The sequence below is a fragment of the Lysinibacillus sp. GW823-FHT02G10 genome, from assembly GCF_058797135.1.
In genome coordinates this window covers 13,549-30,059 of sequence record NZ_JBXAJI010000005.1, presented here as the reverse complement: position 1 = coordinate 30,059, position 16,511 = coordinate 13,549, and the positions used below count along the sequence as shown (strand labels likewise).

Annotated in this window: 9 protein-coding genes; 6 read left to right on the top strand and 3 right to left on the bottom strand. The window is 37.1% G+C overall.

The window, feature by feature from the left end:
• Positions 1 to 9 precede the first annotated feature (9 nt).
• The 3 genes from AC1RFD_RS15755 to AC1RFD_RS15745 all read right to left on the bottom strand — a co-directional run bounded on the left by AC1RFD_RS15755 (position 10) and on the right by AC1RFD_RS15745 (position 4,496).
• Positions 10 to 1,566 carry a putative polysaccharide biosynthesis protein gene (locus tag AC1RFD_RS15755; RefSeq protein ID WP_054548722.1) on the bottom strand — a complete coding sequence of 519 codons (1,557 nt, stop codon included), beginning with the start codon at positions 1,564 to 1,566 and terminating at the stop codon, positions 10 to 12.
• A complete protein-coding gene (locus AC1RFD_RS15750; protein WP_492475068.1) occupies positions 1,563 to 2,303 on the bottom strand; it encodes a WecB/TagA/CpsF family glycosyltransferase in 741 nt (246 codons plus the stop codon). The genes AC1RFD_RS15755 and AC1RFD_RS15750 overlap by 4 nt, the downstream gene beginning before the upstream one ends.
• Before the next feature lie 342 nt (positions 2,304 to 2,645).
• Entirely contained in the window at positions 2,646 to 4,496 is a 1,851-nt protein-coding gene (locus AC1RFD_RS15745; RefSeq protein ID WP_492475067.1) for an S-layer homology domain-containing protein, read from the bottom strand.
• A gap of 632 nt (positions 4,497 to 5,128) precedes the next feature.
• Between AC1RFD_RS15745 and AC1RFD_RS15740 the strand changes: the two genes are divergently transcribed.
• From AC1RFD_RS15740 to AC1RFD_RS15715, 6 genes are all read left to right on the top strand, one after another.
• Complete coding sequence (locus tag AC1RFD_RS15740) at positions 5,129 to 8,812, top strand: S-layer homology domain-containing protein (protein ID WP_492475066.1); 3,684 nt, start codon at positions 5,129 to 5,131, stop codon at positions 8,810 to 8,812.
• A gap of 482 nt (positions 8,813 to 9,294) precedes the next feature.
• Positions 9,295 to 9,525 (top strand): JAB domain-containing protein, encoded by a 231-nt coding sequence (locus tag AC1RFD_RS15735; RefSeq protein WP_492475115.1) that lies wholly within the window; start codon positions 9,295 to 9,297, stop codon positions 9,523 to 9,525.
• 427 nt (positions 9,526 to 9,952) lie between these two features.
• Entirely contained in the window at positions 9,953 to 10,420 is a 468-nt protein-coding gene (locus tag AC1RFD_RS15730; RefSeq protein WP_492475065.1) for a DUF8426 domain-containing protein, read from the top strand.
• 23 nt (positions 10,421 to 10,443) lie between these two features.
• A complete protein-coding gene (locus tag AC1RFD_RS15725; RefSeq protein WP_492475064.1) occupies positions 10,444 to 11,058 on the top strand; it encodes a DUF8426 domain-containing protein in 615 nt (204 codons plus the stop codon).
• 957 nt (positions 11,059 to 12,015) lie between these two features.
• Entirely contained in the window at positions 12,016 to 13,908 is a 1,893-nt protein-coding gene (locus AC1RFD_RS15720; RefSeq protein WP_326140633.1) for a stalk domain-containing protein, read from the top strand.
• Positions 13,909 to 13,974: 66 nt separating this feature from the next.
• On the top strand, positions 13,975 to 16,467 hold the full coding sequence (locus AC1RFD_RS15715; protein ID WP_492475063.1) for an S-layer homology domain-containing protein: 2,493 nt from the start codon (positions 13,975 to 13,977) through the stop codon (positions 16,465 to 16,467).
• Positions 16,468 to 16,511 lie beyond the last annotated feature (44 nt).

Sequence of the window (16,511 nt, the reverse complement as noted above, 5' to 3'; positions counted from 1 at the left end):
CTCTCTTATTTATGAAAATCTTTTTCCGATAACAGGGATTTTCTTTAAATCTTGTTTATGAATAGCTTTCATCAGCCATAGTAGAAGGAAGTAAAGAGCTCCACCAACTACGATTGCGACAGTTAGATAGCCCATTGCCGACATTCTTGACCAATGTGTAAAGTCAAGCCAAAGTGTTGGTAATCCAACTGCTGCTCCCATTACAATGGAAGACACAATCATTTTCACCGTATCTTTTCCAAGGACAGTAAAGCGAATCGTACGATAAATAAAGACAGAATTCACAATAAATAACACAAAATACACTAGCAAAGTTGCATAGGCAGCACCATCTAAACCAAATGCTTGAATAAGGAAGATGTTAGAAAACACCTTAAGGACAACACCACTCAAAATAATGAGAGCTCCTGTTTTGGCAGCATTCATGCCCTGTAGAATACCTGTTCCTAGCAAAGTTAGTGATGTAAAGACAGAGCTTAGATTGATGATGGCTAACATTAAGCTTCCCTCAAAGTCTTTAAAAAGAGCTAGATTTAAAGGCAAGGTTAAGGCTAGTAGCCCAATAGCAGCTGGCCATGAAATAAGATGTGTCATACGATGAGTTTGCTCAATAATAGTGCGTGTTTCATCCAATTTACGCTCAGCTAGCTTCGTTGTAATCAAAGGCACAAGCGGCAAGATAATTGAAGAAGCAAAAACAGTCGTAATTTGAACTAATGTTAGTCCTCGACCATAAATACCATAAAGGTAGCTAATTTCACTTGCATCTGCACCAGCACTTCTTAAGCCATATGTAACCGTAAAGGAATCTACAAAGTTAAAGAGTGCCATTGTCACAGAACCGATCGCAATGGGAATCGAAATTTTTAAAATGGTTTTACTGTATTTAGAGAAATCCTTACCAGAATATTTCTCCTTACTCGTCACTTTTACCGAAGAACGGAAATATTTAAAGAGTAAATAGAAAAGTGAACCGAGGGCTCCTAATACAGAGCCTGCCATAATTCCACCAGCTACGATATCATTTGAATAATCCATTGCTACTAGGAAATACGCAACAATTAAAATTAATGCAACACGTACTAACTGCTCAATCACTTGAGAAATGGCAGTAGGTCGCATATCCCCAAATCCTTGGAAAAATCCACGATAGACAGCCATATAGGGGGCTACCAGTAATGTAAGGGCAACAATAATTAAGGCAATCTCTGTTGAAGGTCCACCAAGTGCATTCGCTATCTGCTCTGAAAAGCCGTAAATGATTGTAAAACTAATGACGCCAAAGGATAATGCAAGGATTCTTGCAGTCACATAAATTTTCTTAATTTTAGCAGTATCATGACTCGTCCTAGCTTCGGCTATTAGCTTAGAAATAGCGATAGGGATACCCGCAACGGATAAATAAAGTGCTACCATATAAACAGGATAGACAAGACTAAAAATACCAAGTACTTCATCACCAGCAATATTTTGAAGTGGTATACGGAAGATACTTCCGATTACTTTGGAAAGTAAGGTGGCAATCGTCAGGATGAGTGTGCTTTTAACAAATGTTGACTGACTCATTTTGTTTTGCCCTGACCTTTAAACTTTAATGCAAATACCTTTAAAGCAAAGCGAGGGAGCACAAGCATTCTTCCAAACCGACTCGGCTGGCGTAACAGTCGATAGAGCCATTCAAGATTTAACTTTTGCCAAATTACTGGTGCACGTTTTACAGTACCAGCGATGACATCGAAGGAGCCACCTACACCGATAAATACACCCTTTGAAAATTTATCAAGATTTTCTGTTATCCATTTTTCCTGTCTTGGTACACCTAATGCCACAAATACAAGATCAGGCTGTAAAGTTGCAATTTCTTTTGCAAAATCATTATTATTCCAGTCGAAGTAGCCATCATGATAGCCAACGACATCAACGTTTGGATAGTTCTTATGAATATTAGCAACCGTCTTTTCGATAGTTTCCTTTTGAGCACCTAGTAAATAGATTTTAAAATGCTTTTGCTGACCAACCTCTAACAGACGTACCATCGTATCATAGCCAGTTACTCGCTCTGGAAGTGAATCTCCAAGGATTTGTGCAGCCTTAACGACACCAATGCCATCTGCACAAATGTATGTTGCCTGCTTTAAGTAATTCATGACAGTTGGATTTTCATTTGCCTGCATGACAACTTCAGGATTGGCTGTCACAACGAAAGTTTTTTCTTGCTGTTCAATACGATTAACGAGTAAATCAACAAACCCTTGTTGACTAATATGTAAAAAGGGTACGCCCATAATCGTTACATGCCTCATATAGTGTTCAAACCTTTCTGTAATTCCATTTTCACTGCAATCTATCATACCACAAAAGCAATATTGACAGGAAATTTTCGATAATGGGTTTAACGATGATTACCTAAAGTATAGCTCTTATTAGTAACGATTTTTACATGGTATAACAATTGTCCTATTAAGCTTTTTTAGGACACTATTTTGACGTAGAATTTACTAAATTTTAGGGGGATAGTATGAAAATTATATCCTAAAATTTCGAGTTTCTTCTATTATATAGCGCTTTCATCTCGGTGATAAAAAATGACTAACAAAAAGAGTGCGAATTATCTTCGCACTCTTCTTTTGCGCATCCTATTAAAATCATTTTTTTACAATATAATCGCCATGTACCCAACCCGTTTTTCCGTTGTAAAGCACCTGATACCAGGCACCATTTTTTATAAACTCACCTTTATCGTCTACAACACCGATAATAAAGCCATTCGGTTTAACAGTACCTAAAATAGCACTTGTCGTAGATGGTTCACTTCGAACATTAAGTGTAATGTTCATATTAACAATTTGTAAGCCATTTTCAAGACTCACATAATCATCAATCACCCAGCCTTCTTGTCCATTGACACTTACTTTCAACCAACCACCATTTTCACCAAGAACTTTAAAGGAGGTATCCTTTGGCAAATTCGTAATAATCGAAGCATTATCTGCTGTATTTGGATACGTTCTCATATTGAGATTAATCGTCGTTTTACCAGTTGCTCCAGCTAACCCTAAATCCAATGCGTATTGCTTCGATGGACTCGGTAATGATGGAGCGGAAGATTGACTTTGATAGGCAGGCACATCAAACACTAGGTTTGTTGTCGTATGAGCACCAATTAATTCATAAATATCATAGATCTTTTTCGCTTGAATGACAGCCCACATCACATGTGTTGCATACTGGTGGACTGTCGGATTATCAGGATTCCAACGCATTTTATAGAGCGTATCCTGCCCCCTGCTAATATACTGATCCTTTACAAATTGGGCACCGCCGATAATGGCATCCTGAACAGTAAACCAGCCATTTGTATAAGCGCGCTCCGCACCATACTTATTAGCATCGGCATCTATAGCGCCAATACCGTATGCATTGTAGGTTGTCTTAATAGCAGTTAATTTATCGCGATTTTCTGGTGTTGCTACCATTGGCTTGCCATTTGTATCTAAGCCAACCTCGATCCCTTTAATTAGTGCAGAACCTCCATTGGCTGTTTCATGCAAGGCATGCGAGACTAAATAAATAGCATTAATTTTATTGTCTACACCAGCTTGAATGAAGGCATCCGCTGTACCTGCTAAGCTTCCTTTATTGGCAAGTACTTTATCATTTAGCTCTTTTGCACTCAGATTATTGACAACAGTAGATAATTTTAGGAATTGATAATAAGATGGGCTATCCTGCATAAAGCTTTTTGGGTGTACATAGTATGACACTAGTGCCTCGCTAGCCGTGAAAATGCCCGCACCATCGACCTTTGGATTATTCTTTGTTTGTTTATTTACTACAGAGGAGTAATCATGTGAGTAATTCGTCGTCATGTATTGCTTACCACCCGTCCCAGGCGCCTCTAGATGGATTAAACGATAGAGCACGGTAGCTGCCTCAGCACGAGTTGTTTGAGCAAGAGGTGCAAATTGATTATTTGGCTTCCCAACAAGTAGTCCTGTTGTGACGACAGCTTGTACATCTGCATAGGCCCATTTGGCAATGCGCGCATTATCACTAAAAGCAATAGGGGAGGAAGATGTATTGATGTTTTGATAAGTAAGAGCTCTTTTTAACATAGCCGCCATTTCCTGACGATTAATGTGATTATTCGGATGGAACTTACCTTGCTCGTCACCTTTAATTAACCCGTGATAGCTTGCTTGCTCGACTACTCCGTAATACCAGTCACCTTTTTTAACATCTGTAAAGGTTGCCTGACTAGAAGCTGCTGGTAAGTTCAGTGTTCTAACAAGAAAGGCTGCAAATTCAGCACGAGTGACAGCATCATTCGGACGATATTGGCCGAATTCATCACCCTTCATTAAATCGTTGGTAATAAGATAGTTCATTTCATGGTAGGCCCAGTGCTTCGAAATATCTTCTGCTGAAGCGGTAGTTGGCGCAAGATATAACATGCCTGCTAGCACGGCCCCGTAAAGAGGAAATTTACGTTTCATTTTTTAAGCTCCCTTCAATAGCTGATATGTTCTATCAAACTATCAAAAGTGTAGCATAAAAAGTGGCAATCTATTATTACAACATGGGGACAGATAGATTTAGCTTTTTATTTAATAAAGAAGAAACTCATAAAGTTGGTGGGGAAGAGGCGGAATTCGCTAAGAAACGCCTTCTATATTTCGGTTTCTTTACAATTATAACTAAAATATTACGGGAGTCTTTAATTTTTGACAATTTAGTAACCATTCCAGAAAATGCTTGGTTATTATTGAGAGTAAGGTATAATAGGTAACGGAACTATATGTTACCAATCCAAATGAGGATATAATTAGTTGTAATTTTAATGGTTTCTATTAAATACCATATTAGGTATGGTAAAAAAATCTTCTATAACTAAATTTATGTCCCAATGCTTGAATTTCGGAAAAGATAGTGTTATATTATTGTAGAAAGTGAATAAACTTACTAGAATGGTATTCTACTACGCTTTTTCTAGTAAATTTACTAACAAATTTGCTTTAGTTTTGTATTATTCAAGAAAGCTATAATACATACATTTAGGTAACTAGGCGGTACTATAGTTTTCGTTGGATTAATATCAATTTAAGGAATTTTAGGGAGGAATACATTAATGGCAAAGCAAAACAAAGGCCGTAAGTTCTTCGCGGCATCAGCAACAGCTGCATTAGTTGCATCGGCAATCGTACCTGTAGCATCTGCTGCGCAAGTAAACGACTATAACAAAATCTCTGGATACGCTAAAGAAGCAGTTCAATCTTTAGTTGACGCTGGTGTAATCCAAGGTGACACTAACGGGAACTTCAACCCACTTAACACAGTAACTCGTGCACAAGCTGCAGAAATCTTCACGAAAGCTCTAGAATTAGAAGCTGACGGCGATGTAAACTTCTCAGACGTTAAAAAAGGTGCTTGGTACTACAACTCAATCGCAGCAGTAGTAGCAAACGGCATTTTTGAAGGCGTAAGTGCAAACGAATTCGCTCCAAACAAATCTTTAACTCGTTCTGAAGCAGCTAAAGTTCTTGTAGATGCTTTCGGTTTAGAAGGTAGCGAAAGCTTAAGCCAATTCGCTGACGCTTCTCAAGTTAAACCATGGGCTAAAGATGCTCTAGAAACTGCTGTAGCAAACGGAATCTTCACTGGTTCTGAAGAAAACGGCAAATTAAACCTTAAACCAAACGCAGCGATCACTCGCCAAGACTTCGCAGTAGTATTCGCTCGTACGCTTGATCTAGCTGTTGAAACAGTTGACGCTTCTGTAAAAGCTATCAACAACACAACTGTTGAAGTAACATTCGACGAAGAAGTTAATGTTGATGATGTAAAAGCTGCTAACTTCAAAATCGAAGGATTAGAAGTAAAAAGCGCAGCTGTTAAACAAACAAACAAAAAAGTTGTTGTTTTAACTACTGCTGCTCAAACTGCTGATAAAGAATACGTTCTTTCTTATAAAGACGAAGAAATCGGCAAATTCAAAGGTATTACAGCGGTAATTCCAACTGCAATCAAAATGACTACTCCATCAGTACAAGGTACTCTTGGTAAAGAAGCTACTGTTTCTGCTCAAGTAACAGTTCCAGAAGGTCAATCTAAAGCTGGTATCCCTGTAACTTTCAACATCGTTACTGACACTAGCAACCAATTGAATCAAAAAGTGGAAGTTGTAACATATACTAATGAAGAAGGTATTGCTTCTTATTCTTATACTCGTTACTACGCACACAATGACTCTGTAACTGCTTATGCTACTGACAAAGCTTCAGTATTTGCAAAAGGTACAGTTTACTGGGCTGAATCATTAACTCTTACTGAAGTAACACAAGGTAACACTTTAGCTAACGGTTCTAAAAAAGTGTATAAAGTTGTTGCTCCTCAATTCAAAGATAAAAAAGATGCATATGTAAACATTACATTTGCTGAAAATGTTGATGTAACTCCTGACAAACTTGTTCGTGATGTAACTGTTACTGACGTAGGTGCAGATTCAGGTAAATATCCATACCAAGTATCTACAGGTGGAACTCAAGAAGTTCGTGTTAAATTAGACAAAAACGGTGAAGCTACATTCACTTTAACTGGCTCTAATGCTACTGTAACTCCAATTGTATTTGTCGATGGATACTATGACACTTATAATGTGTTTAAAGCAGGTAATGGTAAATTAGATGCACAAGAATTACAAGCTAAAGCTGCAAGCGTAAAATTCGATCTTAGCCATACTTTAGGTTTAAAAGTTGAAGCGCAAGGTCAACAAAATGCAGCTGCTATTACTACTAAAGGTAATGGTGGACGTAACTACCAAGTTACTTTAACTGATAAAGATGGAAAAGTTGCTCCAGATGACACAGCTCTTAAAGTTGTATTCCCTAAAGGATCAATTAGTAAAGATCAACCTGTATACATCACAGTTAAAGGTACTGACGGTAAAGATCTAGCTGCTCAAAAAGTAGTTGAAGACCAAGTTTACACTACTTATGTAAATGGAACTAAAGGTCAAGTTACATTTAAATTAACAGGTAACAAAGATGCATACGCTACTCCAACAGTATTTGTTGATAACGGTTCAGATGCAAATAAATTAGACAAATCTGATTTACAAACAGTTTCTGAAACAACATACTTTGTTGATGCTGTTGTAAATAAATCTAAATTATCTGTTCTTGATTCTGAAGGAGAAGAAGTGAAATCAGTTGCAACTTCTGCACCTGCATTCTTCGAATACAAATCAGTTGACCAAAACGGATTCGATTACTATGCTGAAACTGGAAGCTACGAAGTTTCTTACCAAGTATCTCCACAATTTGGTGATGTAACTGTTTCTGGTAATGGTTTAGCTGCAACTAAAGTTCAAAAAGGTACAACAGCTACAGTAAAAGTAACTGCAGTTAATGGTAAAGCATCATTACGTGTAGTTTCTGCTGATACTGCTATTGCATCTAACGTAACTGTATCTGCTTCTTCTTCACAAATTTCTTTAGAAGATCAACCAGCTACAGTAGAATTCTCTAAATACGCTAATGAATTAATTACTGATGTTGCTACTAATGTAAATACTACAACTGATGAATTAACAATCAAAGGTAAACTTTACAGCTACAAAGATGCATTCTACAAGTATCAAGGTAGTACAATTTCTAAAGAAAAATTCGAGTCATACATTGCAGGAAATACAGCTACAGTTTCTGTAACTAAAGATGCTGAAGGTAAATTAACATTCAACGTTCTTAGCGTTTCTGCTTCTGAAAACACAAAAGAAGGCTTACAAGCTGCAATTATCTCAGCACAAGCTAAACATGATGCTGCAGTTGAAGGCGCAGGAGAAGGTCAATACCCAGCTCCAGCGAAAGCTGATTTACAAACTGCAATCAATGCAGCAATTGCTGTTTATAACAACGTAGCTGCAACTCCAACACAAATTGCAGATGCTAGTAAAGCTCTAGCTACTGCAGTTAAAGCATTCGAAGATAAAAAAGTTGGAGATCAAAAAGCAGCATTAAATACAGCTCTTACAGCTGCTAAAGCTCTTGCTTCTAAAGTAAAAGCATTTAACGCACCTGCTCCAGCTGCTTTCCCAGCTGACGCTAAGGTAAATGAAGTTCAATCAGCTACATTAACAGCATTAAACTCAGCAATCACTGCTACTGATACATTATTAGCAGATGCTGCAGCAACATCTGCTGACTTTGCAGCTCAATTAGCAGTATTAAAAACTGCTGTTGACAACACTAACACAGATTTAGCTCACTTTAACAATGCTAAAACTGCATTAGATTCTTCAATTACTGTTGCTGAACGTGCTTATAATAATTCTAAAACTGGTGCAGGAAATGGCCAATATCCAGCTATCGCTAGAAATACATTATTAGCAGCAATTAATACAGCTAAATCTGTTTCAACTGACGCTAACGCAACTGTTTCTACTTTAACTCCTGCTAAAGGGGCTATCGATACAGCTAAAACAACGTTTGATGGTACTGTAATTGCTCATGATGTAACTCCAGTAACTACTGGATCAGGCGCAACATTAACATTAACATTCTCATCTTCAGAAGGTAATGTATTAGCAGTAGCAGACACTGTTACATTAGACCCAGCTTCTACAGCAACAGCTACAGCAGATCCAGTAGCAACTGCAGATACATTGGTAATTAATGTAACAACACCTGCTTTAGATCAGACAATCATTGTTCCAGTAACTGTTAATGGTCAAGCGGTTAAACTTACATTCACTTATGATGGTACTAATTGGAAAGTAACAAATCAAACTCCTGCTGGATTTGTTGAAGTAAAATAATTCCAATATTTTCTAACTACCAAAGATCAAAAATTTATCTAAATAGAAATGGCTCTGCATGAGAGAAATCTTGTGCAGAGCTTTTCTTTTTCCATTACTTCCGTAATACTAATTAAAATATGGAATAGTGATGAATGAATTGAACGATAATTTTTTCAATTCTGTGATAAACGGAATCTTTAACCTTATATCGTAGTCATGAATAGTACCAATCATAGCCTTTCGTCTAAACATAAAATGAAGGGCATTTTTTATGAGGAACTTACAGGAACGAAAAAGACTACGTATCTGTAATGATTTGTGACATTGTACAGATTAAACTAGTACGAGAGCAAAACCTTCTCTACAAAGAAAGACATATTCGTTTACCTTATGATGCTGAAAAATCATTTATGAGTTAGTCTGGACAGCGACAAAGAGATATTCGCATTTACTTGTTTGAGCACGAAGAATGAAGTCAATAATTTTTAAATAATTTATATATATACTTTATATTAGTAATTATTCATATTAGAAGTGTTATGAAAGCAGCAATTTTCTTCAAAATTGCAATTAACTTAGCATTTCTTAATCATTCTTATGATAACAATATACTTTCACCTGAAAATATTGCTTTAGCCGTAAGGCTTGTTGAAGGAGGTAAAATCATTGGTATCCATTTTATGGATTATATGATTTGTACATGGATAGATTATTGTTCATTAAAAGAATGAGGATACATCTAAGTGATAGGCAGTTTAAAGGATGAAATCATTACAACGATTTTTTATAGAAAGTATGCGTAGATCAATAGGAAAGACAATCAATAATAGCCGAGGTAGGTTATGGATCTCTACAGTTTGGGAAAGAAGAAATCGATCGGAGTTGGATAAGTTGTAAGTATCAAATATCGGTTAATAAGAATACTAACTGTTATTTTTTAACAAAAAGTGATGGAATAGAGTTCGTATGATTTGTGATTCTTCAGTCACTTTTGAACAGAATTTTGGCAATTCAAAGTAAACTAAAATGGTGTTCATTTGGAGTCTATTAGTAAATAAAACTGATTGACTTAGAATATATAGATAGTAAACTATATGGTTGACTATCTAGGTGGGGTGATTTAAAATAAGTTGTATAAAAGAGTGAAAGGTTGATTTTATGTCTGACTTCTGGATGATCCGAACAAAGCCGCTTCAAAATGATGAATACAACGTTTGCCTGGGAGAACAACGAATTCGCTTTAAATGGCCATTGATTGATAATTTAACAGGAATGAGTATTCAATCCATTGAAAATGTAATCAACGGTTTACCACTAAGTGCTGGGGATAAAAAATACAAGGTGACTCAACATAGAAGGGTAGCTCACGATATTGCTATAGGTGATTATGTTTTAATTCTTGGTGAGACAGAATATTGTATTGGAATGATCACAAGCCATTATGCATATGACTCATTCGCACAGCGTCATTATCGAACGTTTAGACCTTTAGTTCAGCAATCAAATCAAGTATCTTATCCATATCAAGGTTTGAAAGTAAATTTACCACAGCCCATAAAGGACTCCTTTGGTCAACTGACAATTACAAAAATTACTCCACATAAGACATGGTTTCAGTTACCTTAAATAGAAAGGAGATTCTACATTACATGATAGAAAAGCAATTATGGCTGGTTAGACCACTTCCACGGGGGGAAAATCGCCTTGCGTTTTTCATAGAAAAAAGTATTATTCAAGTCGGTTGGAATAATATTGGTGATTTATCCAATTGCAAAACAAGAGAAGATGTTCGACATGTGGTGGATCAGGTACAGCTAGAGCCACGTGATGCAAATTTAAAAGTGGGCCTGCACTATAATTTTGCAATTCAGATGAAAATTGGTGATTACTGTATTATCCCAAATGAAGATTACTTTTATGTAGCTGTCATTACTGGAGAATATGAATATATTATAGAAAACGAACTCCATACTAGAACCGTGAAGTTTTTAAACAACAGAGAGATTTATGCTAGGAAAGAAGAGCTTCCTGAAGCATTGGGTAGATCAATAAAATCCCGGCTGGCTCTAGCGAATTTAACCACTCATATTGAGCTATTTCTCTCTTTTTTAGAAAATAAAAATAGAGGTACTTCAGTTTCCATGATGGAGAAAATGCAAATATTACTCCCAAAGGCAGTGGAGATAATAGAAGAAGAATTAGAAAGCGATGATAAATATCATCGCTTATTAGCAGCCATGTCTGTTATTTATTATTCAAAGTAAATTATCAGGGAAGCAGGAACAATCTTTTTACATCACTTGGTGTTTTAAGTGGGAAAAGGACATTTAGATGTTTAGAATTATAGACTACGTGCATTGTATCAATAGATGCTTTTCTAGTTTAAATTATAACCATGATCTTCACACAACCCAATAGCCTTTACTCCTTTTACTGGAGTAAGGGCTTTTTGTGTTTGAGGAAGAATTAGAAATCAAAGAAGAGAAATATAATGTACCTGCAAGCTTGATATTGTGTTGGTGAAGTTAGTCCGTAAGGAAACAGTCCCCTACAAAATAGTAGTATTCGATCATCTTATAGTACCTTCATAATATTTCAAGAAACAGTCGGAGATAGTGACAGATAATATCCTGTAATTAATCATCTGATTTCTTGTAACTAAATATTCTATTGATGTATGTGTTAATGAAAATAATACTGCCTTGAAACAGCAATCTTTAAAGAATTCGTAATTACTCTAACAAGAAATGAAAGTATGGTTAATGTTCTATATGAAATCAATTTTTTTACAATCATATTAATTTAATAAGGAAAAAATTATATAAAAGGGATTTAACAGTCTTGTAACCTTTTTATATGATAACAAGTCTACTTAAAAGAAGAGTTCGATTGGTATTAATAGAATGTATATAAATAATAAGCTTATCCCCTTCCAAATTATTCACACATAGATTAATTTGAATTTGATAACAAGTCAGCTTAATTACGCTAAAACTCAATATATCGAAGTCTTTATAAAAGGATTGATTTGAGCAGTAATAAGTTTGATAGAAAATATCCATAGAATTATGGAAGTGCCCTTTACTTTATATGAAGCTTTCGAAGGAGAAAGGCTAGCACTCTAGTACCGAATTCTACTCTTTTCGATAAAAATCCCACATTTTAGGGGTTTTTCGTGTTAAGATGATAAAGACTATTGTAAGAGGAAAAAGGAGATTAAGATGTTTAAGAAACTTAGGACTACATGTATTGTATCGGCAGTTGCGTTGGCTACGATTTTGCCAGGACAAGCGTCTGCATCAGCTACTAGTAACAATGGAATTCAGATAAAAAACAATGTTTCAATTACGATTAATGGAGAGACGATTCAAGTCAATGATCCTATTTTAAATAAATCGGATTTCTTATTATTACCAATGCGTGCATTGTATGAAGCAGTTGGTGCAAGTGTGGATTGGGATAAGGAAACGTTGACGGCATCGGCGATTCGCAATGGTAAGATGGTTGATTTAACGATCGATTCGAATACGGCTTTAGTAGATGGTCAAGAGGTTGCAATGGATGTTGCGCCGTTTATGTATAAAGATCGTACCTACATGCCATTACGTTTCGTCAGCGAAAACTTTGATGGAGTTGTTAATTGGGATGAGGCTACTCAATCGGTGGATATTACATTATCAGATGAAACAACAGCACCACCGCAGGAAGACCCATATATCTTACATATCAATAACAAACGTATTGTCATGAAAGATCCGATTGTTTCAAAGGATGGAAGAACCTACTTACCTGCTAGCTATATTTATGATTATTTAGATGATTCATCTGGTACTTGGCAGCCTGATGGTTCCTTTGAATTGTTAATTGGTGGGATGAGCTTTATTTTCAATGATAATAGCAATCAGGCTTTGGTTAATAACGAAGCAGTGACAATGATCGAAAAGCCATTTATACAAAAAGGTAAAATGTACATTCCTACCAAGTTTCTTGTGGACGCATTAGGCGGAAATTTACGTTATATCACAGAGAAAAAAGAAATGTATATTTATGTTTACCGTTATATGTTCACAAGCCCCTTCCTAGATAAATCATATGGCACGACGTCATCACCCGAGGCTGTTCCTTCTGCTCGTTTAGAGGGGGATCGTGACTTATTTATTAGTGATAATCCAGAAACGTTAACACGTAAGCTTGTACCAATGAATAATGCGACGCTCGCCCAATATGATGTCAAACCAACTGCGGCAACGAATAAGCATCGTGTCTTTGGCTGGCATTACAACACATTAGGTACGGATGTCACTCTTGGCATTACCGTTCAAAACAAGTCTACGACAGAGAGCATTAAAGTGACTGACTCGAAGGGCATTAGCCAAAAAACAGGTAATAGCTGGGTAGGTCATGACCTAGGTTTGTCAATTGCGGACGCTACTTTAAATAACAAGCTTCAAAAATCAGAAAGTAGTGGTATTGTCATTGCACCAGGGGAAACAAAGGTCATTGAAATATACGATTTACACTATGATTATATTATCGGCTTTTTACATGATTTAGATATTCAAGCAGTCAATGGTGGAAAGCCAGAGTATACGATTCGTACTGTGCTTTCAAAAGATAATACAGATTTAACAACAATCCAATCAGAACAGGTTGCCGTGGATGAGTATGCGAAACATCCAAGGGGTGCGTGGCCAAGTGCTACCATTCTAGCAGAGCTACCAGCCTATACAGTAGATACTCCAGAGGTAGGCTATAACATTTCCAATGGCCGTACAGACCATTTACAAACAGCTGAAAATTCATTTTCTCAAATCAATGGTGCTGTAGGAAACCCAGGTCACTTCGGTATGAACTATAAAGTGTCCATTCCTGTTGTCAATCCAACAGGCTCTACAAAAACGATTAAGCTGAAGTTGGCTGGTCGAGGAGGATTATACAGCGGAGCGATTAAGGTGAATGGCAATGTGTATTTAGTGCCTTCTTTAAGAGTTGGGGCAGAGTATGTTGAATTACCAGATTTCAAAATGAAGGGTTCAAAAGATACGATTGAATTAGAGCTAATGCATGCTGGTGGTGTAAACCTTCCAGTAGCAATCTATGTAGAAACAAAATAAAAAAGTCACTGGCACGGGTCATGTGACATGGTACGTGCCATACTTTGAATTAATTCGGAGTGAAAAATGGCAAGAAAACTAATAACGATTATTGTAGTCCTACTCATGCTTACACTAACAGTTAGCCCCATCAATGGACAAGCTGCTGGTTTAGGCAATAAAGTCAGTGAAGTTAAAACAGAGGTTTCACCACAGGTAATACATTCACAGCAAAACTATACGTCAGGTTCGATACGTCAGTTTGTAAATGTTTTAGATGTCAATTTAAATAATACATATACAAAACTAGAAATTGGTATGCCAAATCCTATTAATTCATTAAAAACAACATCAGCGATGGCCAAGCAAAACACATATGATGGGCATCGTGTGGTTGGGGCTGTCAATGCCTCTTACTTTTTAGGAAATGGTATGCCTGCGAACTTGTTAGCAGAAAACAATGAAATTGTGAACTATGGTATTTTGGGAGATACATATGATAGCCCAACACAAAAGCCAGTTGCATTTGGTTTATCGAAATCAGGGAAAGCGATTGCAGACTATTATTCTACGAATCTAACTTTTCAAGTGAATGGCAAAAGCTATCCTATCGATCTTATTAATAGTGAACGAGGAACAAATAAAAACGTTTTATATACACCGGAAAAAAGATCAACAGGGACAAATACATGGGGTGTAGAACTCGTTGTGTCGGGCGCTAGTCAAGATACAAGCACCTTGCATTTTGGTGACCAGTTCTCTGGTACAGTATCTCATGTAACAGCATATGGAGCAGAAGGTAACTCTTCTGTACCAGCAGATGGCTTTGTTATCTCTGTTCAAAATAAAGAGTTAGCCGCTGAATTAAGTAGCATTACAGCAGGTACAAGCGTGGATGTCAGCTTATCGATCGATCAAAAATGGATGGATGCACAGTTCATCTTAGCTGCTGGACCAATGCTTGTGCGTAACGGCAAAGTGGATATTTCTATGCCAACGAATTCAGGGTTTGCTTCTACACGTAGTCCACGTACAGCAGTAGCTATAGATGCTACAGGTACAAAGGTATCTCTTGTAACGATTGATGGACGCATAAGTGGTCATAGTAATGGTGTTAATTTATCAGATTTAGCTGCTCATTTAATTTCAGTGGGTGCTTCTTCGGCTATTAACCTAGATGGAGGCGGCTCTACAGCAATGGTGGCGCGTAACCCAGGAGGTTATTTCGCCAACCTAGTGAATAGACCGTCAGAGGGTAGTGAACGTCGTGTATCTGCCATTTTACAGGTAGTGAATACAGCGCCACCAGGGAAAGTAAAATCAATTACGTTAAGTAGTGTTGGTCAGGTAATGAAAGGTTCTTCTGTAGATATGCAGGTTGTAAGTGCCTATGATCAATACTTGAATCCAATGACCATCAACCCAGCAAATATGAACTGGACAGTTGAAGGTAATATCGGCAAAATGGATGGTGCAACCTTCACAGCAACACAAAAGGGTGAAGGGAAAATTATTGGAGAGTATGAAGGAATTCGTACGTCTACAGCTGTGAAAGTAGTAGATCTAGCAGAAAAACCTATTGTACTAGATAGCTTTGATAATACGTCATCTTGGACAACAGAAGTGGCGAAAGCTAATGCTTCATTAGCAAGCTCTAAAGAGTATGCAAGACAGGGAACGGCTAGCTTACAATTAAACTATGATTTCACAACTAGTGGCACAGGCACAAAAGCTGCCTATATGGTTGCGAAAACACCAATTGCTATTTCAGGGCAGCCTAAAAATATCGGTCTTTGGGTATTTGGCGATGCTGGTAAGCATTGGCTAAGAGGCGTTGTGATTGATGGTGTTGGAGCTAAGCATACAATTGATTTTACAAGCCAGGGTGGTTTAGACTGGAGTGGTTGGAAGTACGTGACGGCGAATATTCCGAGTGACTTACCACAGCCATTGAAATTCGAGCGTTTGTATGTTGCTCAGCCAACAGCATCTCTTCAGAAGAAAGGACAGCTGTATTTCGATCAATTACAAGCCGTTTATAAAGATAATCATGAGGAATTAGTTTATACAGATGTAACAAAAGGACATTGGGCATTTTCCGAAATCCAAAGTCTATACGATCAATCCCTTATTAAAGGATACTCAAATGGAACGTTCAAACCAGAGGCATCCATTACACGTGCTGAGGCAGCTACGATCATTGCCAGAGCTTTAAATCTAACTACAACGAAGGATTCTAGCTTTAAAGATGTGAGTAAGAGCCATTATGCATACAGTGCCATTGCCGCAGTTGAGCAGGCTGGCATTATTAAAGGGCAAGAGGCAGGGAAGTTTAATCCAAACGGACAGCTTTCACGTGCAGAAATGTCTGCCATTTTAACAAGGGCCTATAAATTAACGGGTACAAGCAAAGTAAGCTTCTCTGATGTGAAATCAACACATTGGGCATACAGCCATATCCAAGCACTTGTGGCAAATGATTTAACTGGCGGCTTCCCAGATAACACATTTAGACCAGATGCACAAATTACACGTGCGCAATTTGCAAGCTTCTTAAATAGATGTTTATCATTAAAATAAAAATGACGAATCCCCTGTAGTAATCTACAGGGGATTTCTTTTGT